This window comes from Providencia sp. PROV182 (genome assembly GCF_028480325.1).
GTDB lineage: Bacteria > Pseudomonadota > Gammaproteobacteria > Enterobacterales > Enterobacteriaceae > Providencia > Providencia hangzhouensis.
The window spans coordinates 1-24,618 of sequence record NZ_JAMPOL010000024.1; the positions used below are offsets into that span (position 1 = coordinate 1).

The 24,618-nt window shown below is 42.2% G+C and carries 22 protein-coding genes; 14 read left to right on the top strand and 8 right to left on the bottom strand.

Annotation, left to right across the window (positions count from 1 at the left end):
• Positions 1-57: 57 nt before the first annotated feature.
• The 3 genes from envZ to greB all read right to left on the bottom strand — a co-directional run bounded on the left by envZ (position 58) and on the right by greB (position 2,707).
• Entirely contained in the window at positions 58-1,389 is a 1,332-nt protein-coding gene (gene envZ, locus PR834_RS16545) for a two-component system sensor histidine kinase EnvZ (protein ID WP_036958604.1), read from the bottom strand.
• Positions 1,386-2,105, bottom strand: coding sequence for an osmolarity response regulator transcription factor OmpR (ompR, locus tag PR834_RS16550; protein WP_004266122.1), 720 nt, complete (start codon positions 2,103-2,105; stop codon positions 1,386-1,388). Before ompR ends, envZ begins: the two co-directional genes overlap by 4 nt.
• Before the next feature lie 116 nt (positions 2,106-2,221).
• Positions 2,222-2,707, bottom strand: a complete 486-nt coding sequence (gene greB, locus PR834_RS16555) for a transcription elongation factor GreB (protein WP_004262861.1) — start codon at positions 2,705-2,707, stop codon at positions 2,222-2,224.
• 168 nt (positions 2,708-2,875) lie between these two features.
• On the opposite strand from greB, the gene PR834_RS16560 reads away from it, so the two are divergent.
• From PR834_RS16560 to PR834_RS16575, 4 genes are all read left to right on the top strand, one after another.
• Positions 2,876-5,206, top strand: a complete 2,331-nt coding sequence (locus PR834_RS16560; RefSeq protein WP_272536791.1) for a Tex family protein — start codon at positions 2,876-2,878, stop codon at positions 5,204-5,206.
• A gap of 339 nt (positions 5,207-5,545) precedes the next feature.
• Positions 5,546-5,776, top strand: a complete 231-nt coding sequence (feoA, locus tag PR834_RS16565; RefSeq protein WP_004262866.1) for a ferrous iron transporter A — start codon at positions 5,546-5,548, stop codon at positions 5,774-5,776.
• Between the two features lie 29 nt (positions 5,777-5,805).
• Positions 5,806-8,124 carry a Fe(2+) transporter permease subunit FeoB gene (feoB, locus tag PR834_RS16570; protein ID WP_004262869.1) on the top strand — a complete coding sequence of 773 codons (2,319 nt, stop codon included), beginning with the start codon at positions 5,806-5,808 and terminating at the stop codon, positions 8,122-8,124.
• An 11-nt stretch (positions 8,125-8,135) separates the two neighbouring features.
• Positions 8,136-8,369, top strand: a complete 234-nt coding sequence (locus PR834_RS16575) for a FeoC-like transcriptional regulator (protein WP_004262872.1) — start codon at positions 8,136-8,138, stop codon at positions 8,367-8,369.
• Between the two features lie 48 nt (positions 8,370-8,417).
• On the opposite strand, the gene bioH is transcribed toward PR834_RS16575, so the two are convergent.
• Entirely contained in the window at positions 8,418-9,197 is a 780-nt protein-coding gene (bioH, locus tag PR834_RS16580; protein ID WP_272536792.1) for a pimeloyl-ACP methyl ester esterase BioH, read from the bottom strand.
• A gap of 53 nt (positions 9,198-9,250) precedes the next feature.
• Between bioH and PR834_RS16585 the strand changes: the two genes are divergently transcribed.
• The 7 genes from PR834_RS16585 to PR834_RS16615 all read left to right on the top strand — a co-directional run bounded on the left by PR834_RS16585 (position 9,251) and on the right by PR834_RS16615 (position 16,341).
• On the top strand, positions 9,251-9,934 hold the full coding sequence (locus PR834_RS16585; protein WP_136134111.1) for a DNA utilization protein GntX: 684 nt from the start codon (positions 9,251-9,253) through the stop codon (positions 9,932-9,934).
• A 63-nt stretch (positions 9,935-9,997) separates the two neighbouring features.
• The gene (nfuA, locus tag PR834_RS16590) at positions 9,998-10,576 is read left to right on the top strand and encodes a Fe-S biogenesis protein NfuA (protein ID WP_004266130.1); all 579 of its coding nucleotides are present in this window, start codon (positions 9,998-10,000) and stop codon (positions 10,574-10,576) included.
• An 88-nt stretch (positions 10,577-10,664) separates the two neighbouring features.
• Positions 10,665-10,988, top strand: coding sequence for a thiosulfate sulfurtransferase GlpE (gene glpE, locus PR834_RS16595; RefSeq protein WP_004262879.1), 324 nt, complete (start codon positions 10,665-10,667; stop codon positions 10,986-10,988).
• A gap of 16 nt (positions 10,989-11,004) precedes the next feature.
• A complete protein-coding gene (gene glpG, locus PR834_RS16600) occupies positions 11,005-11,850 on the top strand; it encodes a rhomboid family intramembrane serine protease GlpG (RefSeq protein WP_036958607.1) in 846 nt (281 codons plus the stop codon).
• A 28-nt stretch (positions 11,851-11,878) separates the two neighbouring features.
• Positions 11,879-12,637, top strand: a complete 759-nt coding sequence (locus PR834_RS16605; protein ID WP_004262881.1) for a DeoR/GlpR family transcriptional regulator — start codon at positions 11,879-11,881, stop codon at positions 12,635-12,637.
• A 293-nt stretch (positions 12,638-12,930) separates the two neighbouring features.
• On the top strand, positions 12,931-14,436 hold the full coding sequence (gene glpD, locus PR834_RS16610) for a glycerol-3-phosphate dehydrogenase (RefSeq protein WP_112307981.1): 1,506 nt from the start codon (positions 12,931-12,933) through the stop codon (positions 14,434-14,436).
• Positions 14,437-14,769: 333 nt separating this feature from the next.
• Positions 14,770-16,341: an ATP-binding cassette domain-containing protein gene (locus PR834_RS16615; protein WP_112307982.1), complete on the top strand. Its 1,572-nt coding sequence runs from the start codon at positions 14,770-14,772 to the stop codon at positions 16,339-16,341.
• Positions 16,342-16,383: 42 nt separating this feature from the next.
• Here PR834_RS16615 and PR834_RS16620 read toward each other — a convergent pair whose 3' ends face one another.
• From PR834_RS16620 to PR834_RS16630, 3 genes are read right to left on the bottom strand one after another with little or no spacing between them, the layout of a single operon-like run.
• Positions 16,384-16,908 carry a DUF2569 family protein gene (locus PR834_RS16620; RefSeq protein ID WP_004262888.1) on the bottom strand — a complete coding sequence of 175 codons (525 nt, stop codon included), beginning with the start codon at positions 16,906-16,908 and terminating at the stop codon, positions 16,384-16,386.
• Positions 16,909-16,926: 18 nt separating this feature from the next.
• On the bottom strand, positions 16,927-17,280 hold the full coding sequence (locus PR834_RS16625) for a DUF488 domain-containing protein (RefSeq protein ID WP_094960900.1): 354 nt from the start codon (positions 17,278-17,280) through the stop codon (positions 16,927-16,929).
• A 40-nt stretch (positions 17,281-17,320) separates the two neighbouring features.
• The gene (locus PR834_RS16630) at positions 17,321-17,833 is read right to left on the bottom strand and encodes a DUF2569 domain-containing protein (protein ID WP_004262890.1); all 513 of its coding nucleotides are present in this window, start codon (positions 17,831-17,833) and stop codon (positions 17,321-17,323) included.
• Between the two features lie 151 nt (positions 17,834-17,984).
• On the opposite strand from PR834_RS16630, the gene PR834_RS16635 reads away from it, so the two are divergent.
• Complete coding sequence (locus tag PR834_RS16635; RefSeq protein ID WP_112307983.1) at positions 17,985-18,884, top strand: DNA-3-methyladenine glycosylase family protein; 900 nt, start codon at positions 17,985-17,987, stop codon at positions 18,882-18,884.
• Positions 18,885-18,947: 63 nt separating this feature from the next.
• Here PR834_RS16635 and poxB read toward each other — a convergent pair whose 3' ends face one another.
• Positions 18,948-20,672: a ubiquinone-dependent pyruvate dehydrogenase gene (gene poxB, locus PR834_RS16640; protein WP_004262892.1), complete on the bottom strand. Its 1,725-nt coding sequence runs from the start codon at positions 20,670-20,672 to the stop codon at positions 18,948-18,950.
• Between the two features lie 822 nt (positions 20,673-21,494).
• On the opposite strand from poxB, the gene proP reads away from it, so the two are divergent.
• Positions 21,495-22,997, top strand: a complete 1,503-nt coding sequence (gene proP / locus PR834_RS16645) for a glycine betaine/L-proline transporter ProP (protein ID WP_004262894.1) — start codon at positions 21,495-21,497, stop codon at positions 22,995-22,997.
• Between the two features lie 169 nt (positions 22,998-23,166).
• A complete protein-coding gene (gene phrB / locus PR834_RS16650; RefSeq protein WP_196724739.1) occupies positions 23,167-24,609 on the top strand; it encodes a deoxyribodipyrimidine photo-lyase in 1,443 nt (480 codons plus the stop codon).
• Positions 24,610-24,618 lie beyond the last annotated feature (9 nt).

Sequence of the window (24,618 nt, forward strand, 5' to 3'; positions counted from 1 at the left end):
GTGACCTGAGTAGCCGAACGCAGCCAACAACGCTGCGGCACAAAGTGTGAAGAGTATTTAGTCTTCTTTCTCTTTAAGAGGGAGCAAAGCCCTAATCGCAAACCCACCACGCTCACTCTTATGGATCTCAATGCTCCCTTCATGAGCATCGACAATTCGGCGAATAATCGCTAGCCCTAGCCCTGTGCCTTTGTTGCTACGAGCTTTTTCACCCTGTACAAATGGCTGGAACAGGCGATGAATGTCTTCTTCTTTGATACCTGCACCGTCATCTTCGACTTGGAACCAAACGGAGTCTTCCGTTTTTCCACTACTGACTTTGATCCAGCCATTACCATAGCGGTAAGCGTTAACAATCATATTGGTAATCGCGCGTTTAATTGCTAATGGGTTACCATTAACAATCATTGAGCCAGGCTCAAGTGCGGTTTCAATTTCACCGATGACATTACTTTCTGAGTTCACCGCTTCCATTAAAATAGCGTTAAGGTCACAGAATTCCATATCCATTTCTTGACCAGTTTTCAGATAAGACATGAATTGGCCGATGATCGCATCACACTCTTCTATATCTTTATTAATAGATTCAGCCAGATAGCTATCTTCTGGGCTCATCATTTCTGTCGCTAAACGAATACGGGTTAAGGGAGTTCTTAGGTCATGACTTACCCCTGCCATTAAGACAGTTCGGTCATTTTCTAAGGTTTTAATCCCTGCAGCCATGTGGTTAAAAGAACGAATAGCGGCTCTAACCTCAGTGGCGCCTTTTTCCTGCATTGGGGGTAAAATTACCCCTTTGCCGACTTCACCTGCGTGGTATTCCAATTCAAGCAACGGCTTGTTCTGGTAGCGTATATACAACCATACCCCTGCAAAAATGGTGAGAAAAATTGTTAATGTATAGCGAAAAACAAGGGAGAACTGGTTTTGGCCGATTTCAGTCAGTGGAACTCGCACCCAAATATCAGGTGCGAGATAAGACGTTAGCCATAGAATGGGGTATTCTCGGCCTAATTCAAGGTGAACACTCGCCTTACCACCAATATATTCCGACATATGTTCACTTAGAAAATCATACTCTTTTGCCCAATTCAGTCCTTCTTCCATCGCCGCTGAATGTGCATAAAAGGTAATTCCTAATTCATTGTAGATTTTCTTACGCAACGCGGGAGATACCCGCACTGAGGTTCCATCTTGTAGAACCATTTTCTCTGTCATTAATGTTCTTACTTCGTATGCCAGTACCTTGTTGAATTGCTGTAAGCTAGGCATTACAACAAAATTCAACACGACCATATAACTGGTTACGAGACTCGCAAACAGTAAGGCTACAAATAAAAATAACGAGCGAGAAAATGTACTACGCCTTGAGAACCTCAGTCGCTTCATGCTTTACTTCCATCAGGAACAAACACATAGCCCAAGCCCCAAACCGTCTGGATATAACGAGGGTGTGCTGGGTCTTCTTCAACCATGCGGCGTAAACGTGAAATTTGAACATCGATTGAACGTTCCATCGCACTGTATTCACGACCTCGCGCTAAGCTCATTAACTTGTCACGAGATAACGGTTCCCTTGGGTAAGAAACCAACACTTTTAACACCGCGAATTCACCGCTGGTTAATGGCATATTCTCATCACCTTGGAACATTTCTCGTGTCCCAAGATTTAATTTAAATTTACCAAAAGTAATTATCGCATCATCTTGAGATGGCGCACCCGGTAATTCATTAGCTTGGCGACGTAAAACCGCACGAATACGAGCTAGCAATTCCCGTGGATTAAAAGGTTTTGGAATATAGTCGTCCGCACCGATTTCTAAGCCAACGATGCGATCAACTTCTTCGCCTTTCGCTGTTACCATAATAATAGGAATTGGGTTATTTTGACTACGTAAGCGACGGCAAATTGATAAGCCATCTTCACCCGGTAGCATTAGATCTAAGACGATCAGATGAATAGATTCTCTTGTCAGGATTCTGTCCATCTGTTCTGCGTTCGCGGCACTCCTTACCTGAAAACCCTGCTCAGTGAGGTAACGTTCCAGCAGTGCACGTAAACGCATATCATCATCGACGACAAGAACCTTATAACTTTCCTGCATTTTGTAGCCCTCAAGATGTGCATCTTTCAAATTATTTTTTTAATGAATGTAAGTAAAACAATATTAATGCTCACTAATTTACCACTAACGTAGGATTTAATGAATCATTTTACACTTCAGGTGGTTAGTGGCTGGTAGCTTATTTCTAACACAAAATAAGTCACCTGCCCTCCTGGCGTATTTACTGTTATTTCATCATCAACCTGTTTACCTATCAAGGCTCGTGCTACGGGAGAATCAATTGAAATCCATTGTTTTGTAGGGTTGAATTCATCAGCACCGACGATACGGAATATTCTGATATTTTCATTTTCATCTTCTAGTTTAACCCATGCTCCAAAAAACACACGGCCTTCTTGGCGAGGATCAGGCTCGATAATCCTTAATTGATCCAATCTTTTGGATAAGAAACGGATGCGTCTATCAATTTCGCGCAACCTTTTTTTGCCGTAAATATATTCTGCATTTTCTGAGCGATCCCCTTGAGCTGCGGCCTCTGAAACAGATTGAGTAACCCGAGGACGTTCTTCCTTCCACAGGTATTTCAGCTCTTTATCTAATGCATCCCAACCTTCACGTGTAATTAAAAGACTTTTAGTCATAACCTTTGAATATTAATCAGTGAAACCATAATTATAGTATTTTATAGAACATAATCTGAGACTTTCCTACCAATAGGCTCAAATTCAGTCTGGAAATTCTCGTTACCACCAAGTATAACAGTGCAGTAAATTTTTTAACTGTTCTTTCAGTAGGTATTTAAACTCGACATGAATGAAACTCTAAGCCAAATTATTGCAGCGGAACTGCAAGCCCAGCCGAAACAGGTTTTTTCTGCCATCACACTATTAGATGAAGGGAATACTGTCCCGTTTATTGCACGTTACCGTAAAGAGGTTACCGGTGGGTTGGACGATACTCAGCTTCGCCAGCTAGAAAGCCGTTTAGGGTACTTGCGCGAATTAAATGACCGTAAACAAACCATTCTCAAATCGATAGAAGAGCAAGGTAAATTGACTCCAGAGCTTGCCTCCGCTATCAACACTACGCTTAATAAAACCGAACTTGAAGACCTGTATCTTCCTTATAAACCGAAACGTCGCACCCGTGGGCAAATTGCTATCGAAGCAGGGCTTGAGCCTTTAGCGGACACCTTATGGAATGACCCTAGCCAATCACCTGACGAACTTGCAAAAACGTATATCGATGCAGATAAAGGTGTTGCTGATGTCAAAGCCGCCTTAGATGGTGCTCGTTATATCCTTATGGAGCGTTTCGCCGAAGATGCGGCACTTTTAGCGAAAGTTCGTGACTATATTTGGAAAAATGCCCACCTTGTTTCTGTTGTTGCAGAAGGTAAGCAAGAAGAAGGGGTAAAATTTAGTGACTATTTTGAGCATCACGAGCCTGTTGCTCAAGTCCCTTCTCACCGAGCTCTTGCGATGTTCCGTGGTCGTAACGAAGGAATTTTACAACTTTCATTAAACTGTGATCCGCAGTTCGATGAACCGCCAAAAGAAAGTTACTGCGAAGAAATTATCACCCGCCATTTAGATATTCGTTTAAATAATGCTCCGGCTGACCAATGGCGTAAAGCCGTGATCAGCTGGACATGGCGTGTCAAAGTATTACTGCACTTAGAAACAGAGGTCATGAGCTCACTGCGCGAAAAAGCTGAAGAGGAAGCTATTAACGTGTTTGCTCGTAACCTTAGTGACTTACTGATGGCGGCGCCAGCGGGAATGCGTGCCACCATGGGCTTAGATCCAGGTTTACGTACTGGGGTGAAAGTCGCAGTTGTGGATGCGACAGGTAAATTAATTGCGACGGATACGATTTATCCGCATACCGGACAAGCCGCAAAAGCGGCAACCATCGTTGCGGCACTTTGCCAAAAACATAACGTCGAATTAGTAGCGATTGGTAACGGCACCGCTTCTCGTGAAACGGAACGTTTCTTTGCTGAAGTACAAAAACAGTACCCTGAAGTCACTGCACAAAAAGTTATTGTCAGCGAAGCTGGCGCTTCTGTTTATTCCGCTTCTGAACTTGCGGCTTTGGAGTTTCCTAGCTTAGATGTGTCTTTACGTGGTGCCGTATCTATTGCTCGTCGCCTACAAGACCCGCTTGCTGAATTAGTGAAAATTGACCCTAAATCCATTGGGGTTGGCCAATATCAGCATGATGTTAGCCAAACTCAGTTAGCGCGTAAACTCGATGCGGTCGTCGAGGACTGTGTAAACTCCGTTGGTGTTGATTTGAATACCGCTTCTGTTGCCTTACTGACTCGCGTTGCCGGTTTAAGCAAAATGATTGCACAAAACGTGGTGGACTGGCGCGACCAGAATGGCCAGTTTAGTGATAGAAAACAGTTACTCAAAGTTGCACGCCTTGGGCCAAAAGCCTTTGAACAATGTGCGGGCTTCTTACGTATCACCAATGGTGAAAACCCGTTAGATGCTTCTACTGTTCACCCTGAAGCTTACCCGATTGTTGAAAAAATTCTTGAGTCTGTCCGCCAGCCGCTCAAAGAAATTATGGGTAACTCACAGGTGCTTAATGCCTTGAGCCCACGTGACTTTACTACTGAGCAATTCGGGGTTCCAACTGTCACTGATATCATTAAAGAACTGGAAAAACCGGGTCGTGACCCACGTCCTGAGTTTAAAACTGCCACCTTCGCAGAAGGTGTAGAAACGATGAATGACCTGACTTCTGGCATGATATTAGAAGGCGCAGTCACTAATGTGACCAACTTCGGTGCTTTTGTGGATATTGGTGTTCACCAAGACGGTTTAGTTCATATTTCTTCACTTTCAAATAGTTATGTCGAAGACCCACACAAGGTGGTGAAAGCGGGCGACATTGTTAAAGTAAAAGTGTTAGATGTTGATATTGCACGCAAACGTATCGCTTTAACGATGCGTATAGATGAGCAAGCGGGGGATTCTAATAGTTCTCCTCGCCGTGCCGCCCCTGAACAGGAAAAAAATACGCGTAAAACACCTCAATCAAGAGGAAGTTCACGCCAAAACAACGCATCTTCAGGTAATAGTGCCATGAGTGATGCCCTTGCTGCTGCATTTGGCAAGAAACGTTAACTCTGTTAATAGGCATCGCAATGTACCTGTTGTGGTGCCTATTTCAATAAATAATGCTGTAATTAATTACCCCAGCCAATATATTAGGCATAATTAAACCCTCTCCCCCGTTTACCCCACCATTATTTTTGCTAACGAAACACCGCAAACTCAATGCTTCGTTGATCCATATCAAGTCAAATTGACGAAAAAAGAGGCTAAATATAATAAAAGGTGGATGATTATGATTCTCATTGTTAATTAGATTTATTGTTGTTTGGTGGTCTCGTTACCTGAGCAATTGTAATCATTAACAATTGTCATCGATATCATTATGAATTAAATGATTAGGAAGACACTATGGCAATACTTCCTCAATGCAGCTACAAAATACTTGGTTTCTCCCCAGAAATCAGTCCTGCATACCGACAAAAACTGCTTTCACTCGGTTTACTTCCGGGTTCTGTCTTTAAAGTGGTGCGTTTAGCGCCTTTTGGCGATCCTGTACAAATAGAAACTCATCGTGTCAGCTTAGTGCTACGCAAAAAGGATCTCGCCCTACTCAACCTAGATGAAGCGACCACCGCTTAAGTATTTCTTTTTTATTATTGGCAAACACTATGAAACGTTTAACCATCGGCTTAATTGGTAACCCCAATGCAGGCAAAACGACCTTATTCAACCAGCTCACAGGGTCAAGACAGCGTGTCGGTAACTGGGCTGGGGTCACTGTTGAACGAAAAGTCGGTCGCTTCCATACAGATGACCATAAAATCGAGCTCGTTGACCTACCTGGCACCTATTCTCTGACCACGATTTCTGAACAAACCTCTCTCGACGAACAAATCGCCTGCTACTTTATTTTAAGTGGTGAGGCAGACATGCTCATTAATGTTGTCGATGCGTCTAATTTAGAACGTAACCTTTATCTGACATTACAATTAGTCGAGTTAGGCGTTCCATGTATTGTCGCCTTGAATATGTTGGATATCGCTCAAAGCCAACATATTGATATTAATATCGCTGAATTAGAAAAACAGCTCGGCTGCCCTGTGATCCCAATGGTTTCAACTCGAGCAACTGGTATCGATAAACTGAAAAAAGCCATTGATACACATCCACAAAATAGCCAGCAAGCCCTTGTGGAATATCCACCCCAATTATTACAGGCAGTGGATTCATTATCTGAACAAATTTCAGCACAACAATTTAGCCACCAGCAACGCCGCTGGTTAGCATTACAGATCCTCGAAGGGGATATTTATAGTCGCCAACGCGCTGAAGTATCTGAAGGGCAATTACTGGCGATACGCCAAACACTGAAAGAAAGCTTAAACGAAGAACCTGAATTACTCATTGCCGACGCACGTTATCAATCTATTGCCACAATTTGCAATGCTGCGATTAACAATAGTGCCGCTGAACCAAATCGACTAACACAATCACTGGATAAATTTATTCTGAGCCGTTGGCTCGGCGTACCAATTTTCTTGTTTGTGATGTATTTGATGTTCGTCTTAGCCATCAACATTGGCGGCGCCTTACAACCCTTCTTTGAAGGCGCATCAGAAGCGATATTTATCCATGGAATTCAATGGTTAGGAGATTATTTCAGCTTCCCTGATTGGCTAACTATTTTCCTTGCTCAAGGTGTTGGTGGCGGTATTAACACGGTTTTACCGTTAGTGCCACAAATCGGGATGATGTACCTGTTCCTTTCAATACTGGAAGACTCGGGCTATATGGCGCGAGCGGCTTTCGTAATGGACCGCCTCATGCAAGCACTAGGTTTACCGGGTAAATCCTTCGTACCTTTGATTGTCGGTTTTGGTTGTAACGTACCATCCATTATGGGTGCCCGCACGTTAGACGCACCCCGTGAAAGACTAATTACTGTATTAATGGCTCCGTTTATGTCTTGTGGGGCAAGACTGGCCATTTTCGCCGTTTTTGCTGCCGCTTTCTTTGGCAAAAATGGGGCAAGTGTGGTCTTTTCTCTCTATATTTTAGGGATTGTTGTCGCTATCTTAACTGGGTTACTACTAAAACATACCCTCATGCGTGGCGAAGCCTCTCCATTTATCATGGAACTTCCGGTTTACCATGTGCCACACATCAAAACACTACTGATTCAAACATGGCAACGCCTCAAAGGCTTCGTGGTACGTGCAGGTAAAGTCATTATCGTTGCCAGTATCTTTATTGGTGCATTAAATAGCTTTTCTTTCTCTGGTAAGCCTGTTGATAATATTAATGACTCCGCACTGGCTTCTGTCAGTAAAGTCATAACCCCTGCTTTACAACCTATTGGCGTGCATGCTGATAACTGGCAAGCGACCGTTGGGTTGATTACCGGGGCAATGGCCAAAGAGGTGGTAGTGGGAACACTAAACACCCTGTATACCGCTGAAGCCATTACATCTGAGCCGTTTGATGCAGAATCTTTCAATTTATGGGAAGAACTGGGAGATGCGGTTTCTGAAACTTGGGATAGCTTAAAAGAAACCTTTACCTTAAGCGCGTTATCAAACCCTATCGAAGCTAGTAAAGGCGATGGAGAGATGGAATCCGGCTCAATGGGAACCATGGCAGCAAAATTTGGTTCAGGAATTGCAGCTTACAGCTACCTCATCTTCGTCTTGCTGTATGTGCCTTGCGTCTCGGTGATGGGGGCTATCGCACGTGAAACCAATAAAAGCTGGATGAGTTTCTCCATTCTGTGGGGTTTAAATGTGGCTTATAGTCTTGCAGCTCTATTTTACCAAACAGCGACTTTCAGCGAACACCCACAAAGTAGCTTGATTACCATTACTGCGGTTATCCTGTTCAACCTTGCCTTGTTTATATTCTTACGTCGCATGCGTAGCCGCGTAACCTTGAATATCAAGAGCAAAACCGCAGAGCAATGCTCTGGCTGTTCAAGAGATGCTTGCCACTAAGGAATGAAACGATGACCAGCTTGCTACAAATAAGAGATTTAATCGCCTTATATGGGCAAGCTGACATCGCACTACTTAGTGAGCAGCTAAATACGCCAATCCCATTAATTAAAGCAATGGTTGAGAAGCTAGTCAGTTTAGAAAAAATTGAACAAGTCGATATCAGTGCTTGTTTAACAGGCAGTAGCTGTAAAGGTTGCCCTGAAAGCACTGATTGCGCTCATTTTGTGTATAAAATCAAATAATAGAGACACCACAAAAAATCAGCCCCAAATTAGGCTGATTTTTTTTATTTATTCCTCGGTACGACTTTGAAAATCCAACAAGTATTCGCAAAACTCATCAGGATGAGAAATAAATGGCGCGTGAGCGCTATTGCGCATAATCACGGATGGCGAATTCGGATACAGCTCATCTAAAATAGGCACTATTTTGCGCGGTACCAAGCCATCGAGATAACCATAAATGCGCAAGAAAGGAATAGGTAACTGTTTTAATTCATCCCGCAAATCTTCGGTACGTAATGATTCAAGCCCTGCATTTAGTGTTTCAACAGTTGGAATAGGCTGCTCAAGTACCACAGATTTCAAAGTTTTTGCATCATTTCTTGCACTTTCAGTGCCTAAAGTTTGCAATGCTAAAAAACGCTCGACGGTGCGATGAAAATCAGCCGAAAGTTGCTGCTCGAAACCTAATAAAACCTCTGGCCGGATCCCTGCCCAACCGTTTTCTTCTGCTTTAAAGCATGGGGAAGAAGCAACGGTAATTAACCCTTTGACTTCATAAGGATGGTCAAGCGCAATACGGCTTGCAGCTAGCCCACCAAGTGACCAACCGAGCCAAATCGCGTTTTTAGGGGCTTGCTCCCACAAAATATTCGCCATCGATTGAATATTCATGGGGGAGAACCCTTGGCTACGTCCGTACCCCGGCAAGTCAACCAAATGAACCCGAAAGTGCGAAGCGATTCGCGGAATAATTGTTTGCCAGACTTGTGCATTCAATCCCCATCCGTGCAGCAACACAAGATCTTGTTTACCTTCACCAACGGTCTGCCAATATAACTTTGCCATCGTTACACTCTCTTCATTCATTTATTCGTCAACTCGTTTAACAGGACTCTACTATGCTAACAATGGAGGGGGGCTGCTGGCTATGCCATCAATCACTAAAATTACCTCATCAAGGTGTTTGTAGTTTTTGTCTCGAAGGATTGCCTAAAATGCCAACCTGCTGTTTGCGCTGTGCTTTACCCTGTGAACAGCCTACCATAGAGTGCGGTCGCTGCCTAAAAACCCCTCCTACATGGCAGAGAATTATCACTGTAACCCCATACCAAGCCGCTTTGCGCATGTTAATCCATCGGTTTAAATTTCAAAAACAACCTCAACTTGCTTTTACTCTAGCTCGTATCTTTGCGTTATTTTGGCTCACGGGTTACCGCCAACAAAAATGGCACAAACCGGACTTAATTGTCACAATTCCATTGCATCGCCGCCGTCTGTGGTGGAGAGGATTTGACCACATGGCATTAATAGGCGAAAATTTATCCAGATGGTTAAATATCCCCTATTCGCAAAATTCATTATCGCGTAGTCGTGCTACACTGGCACAGACAACACTAAAACGTGAGTATCGCCGAAACAACCTAAAGGGAGCATTTACCTTAAACGACTCGGTTTCAAACCTACATGTTGCTGTTATTGATGATGTTATTACAACAGGTTCCACGATGAATGCCGCAGCACAATTGTTGATTTGTGCGGGAGCACGTACTGTTGATGCATGGTCACTGTGTCGCACCTTGTAGGAAAGGGGTAAATGGGCGTATTATAACCAACTAAAGCAGTCAACTATTATTGAGCAAATGATTATGATTAATATTACTGAAGCAGCACAGGCTCATTTTGCCAAGTTGTTGGAAAATCAAGAGCCAGGAACTCAAATCCGTGTTTTTGTTATCAACCCAGGCACACCAACCGCAGAATGCGGTGTGTCATACTGCCCTCCGGGTGCCGTTGAAGCAACAGATAAAGAACTAAAGTTCGAGAAATTATCTGCTTATGTTGATGAAATTAGCGCTCCATTCTTGGATGATGCCGAGATTGACTTCGTTACCGACCAACTCGGCTCACAACTGACGTTAAAAGCGCCGAACGCCAAAATGCGTAAAGTCTCTGATGACGCACCATTAATTGAGCGTGTTGAGTATGTTTTACAGTCACAAATTAACCCACAACTTGCCAGCCACGGTGGCCGTGTTTCCCTGATGGAAATCACCGATGAAGGCTTTGCAATTCTGCAATTTGGTGGCGGGTGTAACGGTTGTTCAATGGTCGATGTCACGCTTAAAGAAGGTATCGAAAAAGAACTTCTCAAAATGTTTGAAGGTGAGCTAAAAGGCGTTAAAGACCTGACTGAACACCAACGTGGCGAGCACTCTTTCTACTAATCAATACCACGAATATTTGGCACTCTGTTTTTACGAGTGCCTATTATTTAACCTTTAATGGGTTGTTACCTACTGTATTCGGTATTTTATGGACCATTTTGAAACACTAACACCAGAACAAGCCTATCAACATTGGTTAGACGGCACGGCCATACTGGTAGATGTACGAGACCCACAAAGTTTCCGTGCAGGCCATGCGAGTGGAGCCTATCACCTCACCAATGAGTCACTGAGCCAATTTTTAGAACAAACGGATTACGAACAACCTGTTATGGTGATGTGCTACCATGGGCACAGTAGCCAAGGTGCTGCACAATATCTGATCAACATTGGCTTTGAATCTGTATATAGCATCAATGGTGGATTTGAAGCATGGTTAAGGGAATATCCACAAGCCGTTACGGCTCTCTAGATGAGAAAACGCATTCATGATCCACATCACCTCCTTTGCTAATCCCAGAATGGCGCAAGCCTTTGTTGACTATATGGCTAGCAAAAATATTCACTTAAAAATAAAGCCATCACAGGAACAAGCTGTCTTTGAGCTTTGGCTAGAAGATGAGCAACTTCAACCTCAAGTCCAAAAAGAATTAGATATTTTTCTACAAGACCCAAATCACCCTCGCTACCTAGAAGCCAGTTGGCACACGGGAAGCGCAGATACCCAGTTTCAATATCGCAATTACCTAACTTGGGGTTACCTTAAAGAACAATCTGGCCCTTTAACTATCGCTGTTATTTTGTTGTCGATTGTTGTATATCTTTGGGTAGAAATGACTGATGCACGAGAAGTTCTACGTTATTTGGCATGGCCTATTGGCGACCAACAAACGGAACTTTGGCGTTGGTTTAGTCCTGCATTGGTGCACTTTTCGCTATCACATATTGGTTTCAACCTTGCGCTCTGGTGGTTTTTAGCTGGGCAAGTAGAACGAAAGCTCGGAACGGGTAAATTATTCACTATCTTACTGGTCTCAGCGCTGTTTAGTAACTGGGGGCAGTCGCTGTTTAGTGAAAACAACTTTGGCGGCTTATCTGGTGTCGTCTATGCCCTTGTCAGCTATGTGTGGTTAACGGGTGAACGTCGTCCCGAAAGTGGCATCAGTGTTCCTCGAGGGTTAATGATATTCTCGATTATCTGGCTTTTTTTCGGTTACTTCGATGTTTTAGGTATGCATATTGCCAATGCCGCACATACTTCAGGGTTAATTATCGGCTTATTGATGGGAGTATGGGATAATAGGCACAGTTTTAAACACCAGAGCTCCAGATAAAACATTTTAATAATTAGAGGCTAACGCTGTGAAACAAACCCAGAGACATGATGCAATAGTTGAGCTTGTGCGTCTTCAGGGATATGTCAGTACTGAAGAACTCGTCGAACACTTTGAGGTTAGCCCTCAAACGATCCGTCGAGACCTCAATGACCTCGCTGAACAGAATAAAATTCAGCGGCACCACGGTGGCGCAGCACTGCCTTCAAGTTCTGTGAATGCAGCTTATAATGACCGTAAAATCATGTGGTCAGATGAAAAAGCGCGTATCGCGCAGCATGTTGCAAGCCAGATCCCTGATGGTGCGACACTATTTATTGATATTGGTACAACCCCTGAAGCGGTTGCTCATGCGCTGGTTAACCATAAAAACCTACGTGTGGTGACCAATAATCTTAACGTCGCTACCTTGCTGATGCCAAAAGAAGACTTCCGCCTAATTTTAGCGGGAGGTGAAGTACGATCACGGGATGGCGGTATTGTCGGTGAAGCGACCCTCGATTTTATTTCCCAATTTAGGTTAGATTACGGCATTTTAGGTATCAGTGGTATTGATATGGATGGCTCATTACTTGAGTTCGATTACCACGAAGTTCGTACCAAACGCGCGATTATTGAAAATTCACGTTGTGTCATGCTTGTCACCGATCATTCTAAATTTGGTCGTAACGCGATGGTTAATTTGGGTAATATGAATCTAATTGACTATTTATTTACTGATAAACAGCCACCAGACAGCATTCTCAAAGTGATTGAGCAACATAATGTTCAATTAGAGCTTTGTTAATCAAATAGTTACCTTCATGATGGTAGTCCCAGCTACCATCATGTTCATTAGTCCCCTTCCCCACCATAGTCCCCCACCTTACAGGTGTTTTTTTCTTTTTCGCGCGAAACCCTCTTTTCCCTCTTGTAAATAACAATACTTTATATGTGGGTATTGAAAAAAAATTGTTACCAATATCACGCAGTTGTTATTTTTTTCATTAATAATAGTTGGCATCACTATCTATTTTGACTACAATCAAATGAGCGAAAACGAACATTATTGAAAGCGTTTCGAACATCTCAGGGGGATGCATGGAAACTAAAGACTTGATTGTCATCGGCGGCGGGATCAACGGCGCTGGAATTGCAGCAGATGCTGCAGGTCGTGGATTATCGGTATTACTGCTCGAAGCTCAAGACTTGGCAAGTGCGACTTCATCTGCGAGTTCTAAACTCATTCATGGTGGCTTACGTTATTTAGAGCATTATGAATTTAGATTAGTCAGCGAAGCTTTGGCAGAACGTGAAGTGCTATTACGATTAGCACCGCATATTGCCTTCCCAATGCGCTTCCGCTTACCTCATCAGCCTCATTTACGTCCAGCTTGGATGATCCGTATTGGCCTATTCTTATATGACCATTTAGGCAAACGTGTCAGCTTACCAAGTAGTAAGGGGCTGAAATTCAACCAAAACTCTGTACTAAAACCTGAACTAACAAAAGGTTTTGAATATTCCGATTGTTGGGTTGATGATGCGCGTTTAGTTGTGTTAAACGCTCAAGAAGTGGTACGTAAGAGTGGTGAGGTTCGTACTCGCACAAAAGTGACTCGCGCTTACCGTGAAAACGGCTTATGGGTTGTTGAGGCTCAGGACTTACGTACAGGCGAAACCCATACATGGAAAGCAAAAGGGCTGGTTAACGCCACAGGGCCTTGGGTAAAAGAGTTCTTTGATGATGGGCTGAAATTAAAATCACCTTACGGTATTCGCCTAATCAAAGGGAGCCATATTGTCGTTCCGCGTGCTCATGATGAACCACAAGCGTACATCTTACAAAATGAAGATAACCGTATTGTATTTGTTATCCCGTGGATGGATGAATTTTCTATCATCGGCACCACTGACGTAGAATACAAAGGCGACCCGAAAGACGTCAAAATTGATGAAAACGAAGTTAACTATTTACTGAAAGTGTATAACGACCACTTCAAAAAACAGTTAACCGTGAGTGACATTGTTTGGGACTATTCAGGTGTTCGCCCACTATGCGACGATGAATCGGACTCACCACAAGCCATTACTCGTGATTACACATTGGATATTCACGATGAACAAGGCCAAGCGCCATTGTTATCTGTATTTGGCGGTAAATTAACCACTTACCGTAAATTAGCGGAAGCTGCTGTGAATAAGTTAGCGACTTACTATCCAAATGCAGGTGGCCCATGGACTAAAAATGGTCAGTTACCAGGTGGCGATATCGAAGGTTGTGACCGTGATGGTTATGCACGTGTATTGCGTCAACATTATCAATGGCTTCCTGAAGGTTTAGCGCTACGCTTTGCCAGAACCTACGGTAGCAACAGTAAGTTAATCCTTGAAGGTGCAAATTCACTCAGCGACCTCGGTGAAGCCTTCTCTGCGAATGTCTATGAAGCAGAATTACGTTACTTAGTCAAACATGAGTGGGTAACAGAATTGGATGATGCCATTTGGCGTCGCACTAAATTGGGTATGTGGCTGAATGAAGAAGAAAAACAGCGCATTGCTCAGTGGTTAGCAAAAAATGGGTTGTCAGAGCACACCTCTGCATAATCGTAAAAATCTCGTTGTTATAAAATCTCGTTGTTAATGGAAAAGGCCAGTTGCAATTGTTGACTGGCTTTTTCTATTTTTAGTTTGTACGACTTTCAGAAAAACCCCAATCACGATAATTTGCACAAATCAATTCCATCTGTTTATAATGTACGCGACCTTACTTCTCACCCAACTTCGCAGGTACGCCTCACGATGAACTAAGCACTGCCAGAAAATATTTTCTAATACCCTTTTGGTATTCATTTTTCTGTTCCTGGCAGGCAACCGCTTTCATCGACACTTCTTGATAAGTCAACGACGTTGTCTGTCCTCATTATTTTGGAGGTGCATATGACGATAGCTTGTCACTTTTCACAGCTCAATATTGAATTTAACCAAACCGCCCTTTTTCCACCGATAAGCGGGACGTTGTCATGCCAAAAAAATGCTCTAATTGGCCATAATGGCAGAGGAAAATCGGTTTTAATGCGTATTCTTGCTAACCAATTGCGCCCTACACAAGGGAATGTACATTGGAACCTCCCCTTTATCTATGTTGAGCAGTTAACTCGGCTAACGGGCGAAACACTCGTCGATGCCTTAGGCATCAAGGAACTTTATCATGCATTTTCACGCATTGAGGCAGGAAATGGTTCTTTGGCAGATTTTGAACTAACGGAAGATAAATGGCATTTACCTTCCCAATGGCAAAGTTTATTGGACTCTGCTGGGCTAGCTATCTCAATGGAAGCTCCTATCTCCCATTTAAGTGGGGGTGAACGTACCCGTCTAGCCCTTTGCCGTGCATTTCTTCATCAAGATCACTTTTTGCTACTTGATGAGCCGGATAACCATTTAGATACGCAAAGTCGGCAATGGCTCAGCCAAAAGCTTACTGAGCATCGGGCTGGCTGCCTAGTTATCTCTCACAACAGAACTCTGTTAGGCGAAATGGATGCTATTTTTGAATTAACGGAAAAAGGCTTACACGAATATGGGGGAAATTATGCGTTATACGATACCCAAAAAAACTTGGAAATTGCCGCAATTGATGCACAAAGTGAACGCTTAGAAAAACGTATTCACCAAGAGAAAAAGCAGCAACAGGCCACATTACAAAAAGCCGCTCAACGCAAGAAACAGGGGGAAAAAATTCGCTATGGTGGGTCGCAATCCTTACTGCTACTTGATATGCAAAAGAACCGTGCAGAGAAAAGGCAATCAAATGTCGCAGAACGGCACCAACGGGTTATGGATAATCTGCAAAGCCAACAACAGGAAAACCAAGAAAGAGCTCGCCATATCAAGCCGCAAAAAATGACGATTAACTATCAAAATGAAGGTAATAAAGTCACAATTTTTGCTTCTGACTTGCGTTTGCCCTACGGTTATTCATCACCACTTTCATTCACCATATACAGTGGAGAACATTGGCATATTCAAGGGCGTAATGGCTGTGGTAAGTCAACACTACTTAAAGTGCTTGCTGGCCTATTGCCATCATCTTCAGGAGAGTGCCGCCTAAGCGGTGAATTTTGCTATTTAGACCAACACCTCAACTTACTCGATAAGACATTACCTGTCGCTGAAGCACTTCATCAATACCAACCGTTGTTTACTGTAGAGCAGTGGCGCACGCAATTAGGTATGCTGCGAATACGAGGAGATAAATCATTACTGCCACTACAGCAGCTCAGTGGTGGTGAGCAGTTAAAAGCAACACTACTGGCGCTCACGCATAGCCCGAACCCACCCGCTATTTTATTACTCGATGAACCGGATAACCATTTAGACTTGGATTCAAAACAACTACTTGAAGCGCTATTGCAGGACTACCAAGGAACACTCTTACTGGTTTCTCACGATGACGCCTTTATTGCAAACTGCAATATAACCCATACGCTAAATCTTTCTGATAAATAACTGTCTACTAGGCCACTGCCTAATTAGGTGTGGCCATCTGCTTTAATGGATAAACGTATTTTTGACGCGATGAGAAACTAAAAAGTAGGGGATCCATAACACACAATAGAAGCTGCCATTTATAGCGGTAATAATATTTGAGTAGTTAATTTCCAAACCAAATATATATGGGAACACAAAACGAGCAACTAATACCATTAAAGTAAACAGTACCATGGTGGTGATAAACAGCCACTTCGCCTGTTTTTTCCATTTAACCGCAGCGATAAACGTCCAAAGAAATAGAGCAATTAAAACACCATAACCTAGTTGCAAGAGGTAAAAACCTGTCGCAAAGCCTGAAATATAAAAATCAGAATCCGCTTCAGTTGCCAATGACCATGCAGTTTGTACTTGCGAGATTTCTTGCAATAGCATCGTGACCGTTTTGTACAACATATAAAACAGACCAATAACCGGTAAAATTAACCATCCACTGAGTCCCTGTAACGGCTTTTTAACTACCGGCTGAGCCTCTGGTGATATTATTGCTGGCTCTGTTTGCGTGGTTGATTGCTGAATATCCATTCAAATAACCTTTATTTACTATTTACTTTGCATTTTTTCTTCAAGAAATGCCTTGAGTACAATTGCTTGATTATGTTCTGTATTTTTAGCACTGTATAACAGTGTTAAGTCACCTTGTTTTGCTTGTGAAACCAATACCTGCCAAGCTGTTGTGTTATTAAGTTCCTGCTGATATCGCTCGATAAATTGAGCAAACTGATCTGTGTTCTGATGAAACCATTTTCGTAACTCATTGGAAGGTGCAACGTCTTTATTCCAAGAGTCGTGGTATAAGTCTGTTTTTTTTATTCCTCTTGGCCACAGTCTATCGATAAGCACGCGATAACCATCATTATCGTCAACAGGGTCATAAACTCGTTTGCATTTAATCATCATTTACCTACCCAATAAGTAAACCGCAGCATTTTATTTATTAATTTACAAAAGTATTTTTAACACGCCTTGAAACTAAAAAATACGGTATCCAAATGGCACAAGCAATTAGAGCCCGAAAAATATCTTTGATATCGGAGGCTTCAACCTCTAAATCCAATAAAATACTTGCGAGTATAATATCCGTAACCGTCAAAACTAAAGAAAAGATCTGGAAAAAAATATAAATTTTAATTGTGAGTTTTTTCTTTGTAAAAAAGACATAACTTAGGAAAAGTAAGGTGGCGTATAAAATAACGTTACCTAAAACTTCAAAGTAGATTAGCTCTTTAAATAATGGAATAAATGAACTTGATTGTGGGTCTGTTAATTCAATCCAATATTCAATCACTTGAGCATTTTGCTCATAAATCGAAAAAGGCAAAATAATCAAGGACAATATTATCCCTAACATGGGTAAAATAAGCCATCCACCAATGCCTTTTAATTCCTGCCTTGGTTGTGGTGATGGTACCGAAGTGCCATGAGATGAACTGTGACCTTCAGTTTTCATTTACACTTCCTTATTAAACAGACAAATAATATCAATACAAAATAAATAGCCCTGTATAAGATAGCATACCTACTCAACAAAAAATGAGTAACTAAATGCGCTAATTCACAATTATATTGCTAATAAAGAACAATCTGACAAGGCCATCATTATGCAAATATTTACCGCACAGTTACCACTTCCTACCAATTACCTTTATGGTGATTTTTTTGCTTTTCATTTAAGAGATCAACACAATGTCGCGGAAATAGTAGAAGAAAATACATTACATAAAGGCATAATATGGCAACAACATGCAACAAAAATGACATTGGAACTTAAAAAACAACAAGCAACGATTTCATTAGCGATTGATTCTCCATCTATCATTATCAATGAGCAAGATTTACTAACGCTGGCACAGCATGTACTTGGTTTGAAACAAAATATTGATGAGTTCGAAAAACGCTACCTTGAAACCCCAATACTTGGACAGCTCATTGAAAAACAAAGAGGATTACGAATTTATCAATCTGCTAGTGCATTTGAAGCGTTAGTTTGGGCTATTATTGGGCAACAAATTAGTGTCCATGCAGCTATCGCCATTCGTCGGCGATTTATCCAAGCCGTGGGGATTCAACATGCTTCAGGTATTTGGTGTTTCCCCGATGTTCCACAAGTCAGGTTAGTTGATGACGAAATACTGCGCCAAACGGGTTTTTCAAAGGGAAAAATTATCGCCCTCAGAGCTCTTTGTGACGCCATCGAAAATCAACAAATTGATTTATCACAGCACGTGACTCATTCCAATGCGAATCAAATAACTGAACAATTATTACAAATCAAAGGTATTGGACCTTGGACTGTGAGCTATGCTTTACTTAGAGGATTCAACTATTTAGATGGCTCTTTACATGGAGATGTGGCGGTAAGACGTAATTTGCAAACATTACTTGCGAAATTAGAACAGCCCTCCGCCAAAGAAACGGAAAAATGGTTGGAACAATTTTCCCCATGGCGTGCACTGGTTGCCGCCCATTTGTGGCGTAGCCAGTCAGCCGCAGGTTATTGAATAGTTTTAAAAAGCCCACTTCAATAACCTGAAATGGGCTTTCCTACTATTCACAATAATGATTTAACGTAACCAGTTCGTTTTCACTAATTGAACGACTTCATCACCGCGACCACTCATAATCGCTTTTAACATATACAAGCTAAAACCTTTCGCTTCTTGTGCCGCAATTTCTGGTGGCATCGACAGCTCTTGTTTGGCGGTTAGGACATCAACCACCACTGGCCCATCATGGGCAAAAGCTTCTTTTAATGCACCGTCTAGATCTTCACTTTTTTCAACACGGATCCCTTTGATACCCGCAGCATTCGCAATCGCTGCAAAGTTAGGGTTATGTAAATCCGTTCCCGCTGTTAAGAAACCAGCCACTTTCATTTCCATGGCAACAAAACCGAGCACCCCATTGTTATGAATGATGATTTTTACCGGTAATTGCATTTGAGAAAGAGAGATAAAGTCCCCCATTAGCATACTGAAACCGCCGTCGCCACACATTGCAACCACTTGACGTTTTTTATCAACGGCCTGCGCACCAATAGCTTGTGGCATCGCATTCGCCATTGACCCGTGGTTAAAAGAGCCAATTAAACGGCGCTTACCGTTCATTTTCAAGTAGCGCGCAGCCCATACTGTCGGGGTTCCAACGTCACAGGTGAAAATCGCGTCATCAGCAGCTAATTCACTAATTTTTGTTGCAAGATACTGAGGATGTATTAACCCCTCATGACCCGGTTTAGCGAGGTCATCTAACCCTTTTCGAGCCTCTGCATAATGTTTTAAAGCGCCATCAAGGTGTTTTGTATCTTGTTTAGCCTCTAAATGTGGCTGTAATGCATCTAATGTTGCTTTGATATCACCAATCAGCCCCATATCAATATGGCAGTGGGAGCCCAAGCTACCTGCATTAATATCAACCTGAATAATTTTAGCTTCGCTTGGGTAGAAAGGACGGTATGGAAATTGTGTCCCTAACAAAACAACCGTATCTGCATTCATCATTGCGTGGTAACCTGATGAAAAACCTATTAAGCCTGTCATCCCAACGCTGTATGGGTTATCCCATTCAATATGTTCTTTACCACGTAACGCATGTACTACCGGTGCTTTTAGTGTTTCTGCTAGTTTAACCACTTCATCATGGGCACCTGCGCAGCCATTACCACAGAATAACGTGATATTCTTAGACTGATTCAGCAATTCAGCGAGTTTTTCGATTTCACTTCGCTGAGGCATAATCAGTGGCGCTTGTGGTTGATACCATGTTTCTTTCGCGGACTCTGGCGCATCTTTTAGCGCAATATCACCTGGTATCACAACGACTGATACCCCTTTATTCAGAATCGCTTTACGCATAGCGATACCAAGAACTTGTGGAATTTGCTCAGGGTTAGAGACCATTTCACAATAATGGCTGCACTCGCGGAATAATTCAGTTGGATGGGTTTCTTGGAAATAATTACTACCAATTTCGCTAGATGGAATATGAGCGGCGATTGCCAACACGGGCACTCGATTACGATGGCAATCATACAGCCCATTAATAAGGTGCATATTTCCCGGCCCACAAGAGCCTGCACATACGGCTAAATTACCAGTTAGCTGAGCTTCTGAACCCGCAGCAAAGGCAGCGACTTCCTCATGGCGAGTTCCTAGCCACTCAATAGCGCCTTGACGACGCAAGCTGTCGGTTAAGCCATTCAACGAGTCTCCTGTAACGCCCCAAATACGTTTAACACCTGCATTATCAAGTACTTTTGCAATATAGGATGCAACACTCTGTTTTTTCATAATGGCACTCTTTTAAGTCGGATGTGATACCCTTGATATCTTGCAGCTCAAAATATGAAAGGTACTTTTAGAAACATAACAACATTCAAAGTAGAATCTTGTCATACTCGCGTATATCAAACCCAATATCGATAATAGATTGATTGTAACTAAGTAAATTCCTCATTCCTACTCATCAAATTAAATATAAAATAGAACAGCACAATCCACCGTTATTATCAAAAGAAGAGGATAGCAACAAGATAAATAAATAGGCGAGTTATTAACAACTTAAGCAAAACAAGAACATCATAAAAAGATGGAGTTATCTACATATATTATTCATCACAGTCACACCATTGTTTCCACCATATTAAATCAATAACCTTATATATTTATGACAGACTAAAACTCACCAAAAAAACATATACTAAATTGATTTAAAACAATTTATATTCACCTAATTGATCCCCAAAGTTCTATTTTTTCAAGTATTAAATTCAATCGTTATATTACCAATATAAAATCCCAATAAGGCGCATGAATCAGTATAAAGCACCTGCATTTTACATTTGTTCGATATTAATGTAGTATTAGTACTGTATTTTTTAACTCAAGGTGACTTTTTTGCTGTATTTTAAAGACAGACACTCTCATTATTCTACCCATTACATACCTATTTTAGCCTGTTATTTCAGCGCGACATAAAAACACTAAAAACTTATCTATTGCGTAAACAACGTCTATTCTAAATAATAAGGTTTTATATTTTCCGATGTATGAAAACCCATATCTTAAGTGCTGTTGTTTCGATTATTGAAATTAAAATAAGAGGATGGTTTCATGAGATTCAAGAAGAAAAAAGAAAAACCGTTAAATATTAGTGATATTACTATTATTGATGACGGTAAACTCAAAAAAGCAATTACCGCGGCTTCGCTGGGTAATGCGATGGAATGGTTTGATTTTGGGGTATACGGTTTCTTAGCCTATGTTCTAGGTCAGGTTTTCTTTCCGGACGCATCACCGAGCGTACAGATGATTGCCGCATTAGCCACTTTCTCCGTGCCTTTCTTAGTTAGGCCATTAGGTGGTGTCGTTTTTGGTATTTTAGGTGACAAATACGGCCGTCAAAAAGTCCTTTCGATGACAATTATCATCATGGCAGTCAGTACCTTCTGTATTGGTTTGATTCCATCATATGAAAGCATTGGTATCTGGGCACCCATTCTGTTATTAATTGCTAAGTTAGCTCAAGGTTTCTCGGTAGGTGGTGAATATTCTGGTGCAGCAATCTTTGTTGCTGAATACTCACCAGACCGTAAACGTGGTTTTATGGGAAGTTGGTTAGACTTTGGCTCTATCGCCGGTTTTGTCTTAGGTGCGGGTGTCGTAGTACTCATTTCCAGTATCGTTGGGGAAGCTAACTTCCATGATTGGGGCTGGAGAATTCCGTTCTTCTTAGCATTACCGTTAGGGATCATCGGGTTATATCTACGTCATTCACTAGAAGAAACCCCTGCTTTCCAACAACATGTCGAATCGTTAGAAAAGCAAGATAAAGCCAATATTCAAAACCCACCAAAAATCTCAGTACGTGAAGTCGCAACTAAGTATTGGAAAAGCTTGATGATTTGTGTTGGCTTAGTTATCGCAACTAACGTCACTTACTATATGTTGTTGACCTACATGCCAAGTTATTTGTCACACAATCTGAATTACTCTACTGACCATGGCGTGCTAATTATTATTGCAATTATGATTGGTATGTTATTTGTTCAACCGATTATCGGTTTAACCAGTGATAAAATTGGTCGCCGCCCATTTGTTATTACCGGTAGTGTCGGTCTGATTTTATTGGCATACCCTGCATTTATGTTAATCAACAGTGGTTCTGTTGGCTTAATTTTCCTAGGTTTATTAATTTTAGCGGTGCTATTGAACTGTTTTACAGGGGTTATGGCTTCCATTTTACCCGCGATTTTCCCGACACATATTCGTTACAGTGCGTTAGCTATTGCCTTTAACATTTCAGTATTAATTGCCGGTGCGACACCGACTGTTGCGGCATGGTTGGTCGAATCAACCACTGACTTATATATGCCAGCTTATTACTTAATCGTGATTGCTTTAATTGGTTTATATACGGGTATCAGAATGCCAGAAACGGCGAATAAACCATTACGCGGGGCAACACCTGCTGCATCAGATAAAGCCGAGGCAAAAGAAATTCTTAGCGAGCACTTTGACAATATTGAGCAGAAAGTTGAAGATATTGACCAACAAATTGCTGAGCTTGAGAAAAAACGCCAATCCTTAATCAATCAGCATCCTAAATTAGATTAAATATGAAAGGGCCGTTTACCGGCCCTTTCAGGTTGTTGACAAAGCGGGATAAAAGCGTGGTTTTTCCCACTTTGTGTTATCAGCCGAAAATCAATAAATTGATTTTCCTAGTTTATTTTCAAAACCTATTGTTTTGATTCCAACAAAACTTCAACCAAGGAGGGAGGCGATGGCAGCCAAACAAGTTTGTCATCTTATCTGGTTTCGTAATGATCTACGGGTCACTGATAACAAAGCACTTTCCTCCGCCTGCGCAGACCCAAATGCAAAGGTAATCGCCCTTTTTACGGCAACCCCTAAGCAGTGGCAACAACATGATATGGCTGAACGGCAAATTTCATTCATTCACCAGAATCTTGTTGAACTGCAGAATTCACTCGCAGAGCTTGGTATTCCACTGGTTTGCCAAACAGTTAACCATTTCACCGATGCGGCACAATGGGTACTTGATTACGCAAAGGCGCAACAGGCTGATGCCTTATTTTTTAATCGGCAATATGAATGGAACGAAAAACAACGGGACGAATGGTTAATCAACCAGCCACATGGGTTACATATTCATGCTTTCGATGACTATTTATTACTGCCCCCCGGCTCCGTAACTACCCAAAAAGGTGAGATGTATCAAGTCTATACCCCTTTTCGCCGTGCCTTCCTCACCCAACTTACCGTGACAGATTGCCGTTCACTGCGAGCCCCTGAAAAACGAGCGGCCGCTATCAACATCGATAAGGCTTTGCCATTATTTCCGCACCAGCCAATTGAAGACTCCCAGCAATTTCCTGCCAGTGAAAAATCTGCTTTAACGCGACTCAGGCAGTTTTGTTCCCTGAAAGTCGGCGATTATCAAAACGATAGAGATATTCCCTCTATTGATGGTACCAGCCAATTATCACCTTATCTCGCGGTGGGGGTGCTATCCCCTCGCCAATGCTTCAACCGATTACAAGCAGAGAACCCCCAAGTGTTAGATCACCCTGATAGTGGGGCGTTCACGTGGTTAAATGAGTTAGTCTGGCGTGAATTTTATTCACATCTTTTAGTCACGTTTCCACGTCTATGCCACCACCAACCATTTATTGAATGGACGCAACACATTCATTGGAATGATTCTTCAACGGATTTTGCAGCGTGGAAAACGGGGCAAACGGGTTACCCTATTGTTGATGCAGCTATGCGCCAACTGAATGCAACGGGTTGGATGCATAACCGCCTACGAATGATTGTGGCTAACTTTTTAGTCAAAGACTTACTGATTGATTGGCGCAAAGGTGAAAAATACTTTATGAGCCAACTACTTGATGGCAGTCTAGCCGCAAATAACGGCGGTTGGCAGTGGTCAGCCTCTACTGGCGTTGATGCCTCCCCTTGGTTTCGTATCTTTAACCCAACCACTCAAGGGAAAAAGTTTGATGCGCAAGGGGCTTTTATTCGCCATTGGTTGCCCGAATTGCAGCAAGTCCCCGACAAATATATTCATACACCTCATGAATGGGCTGTGATCAGCAACACTGCGCTTAATTACCCAGAGCCGATTGTTGACCATAAACAAGCTCGGTTAGCGACTTTGGCTGCGTTTGAGGCAGGTAAACGTAATAGTTTGAAGCAATAAATCGTTTAA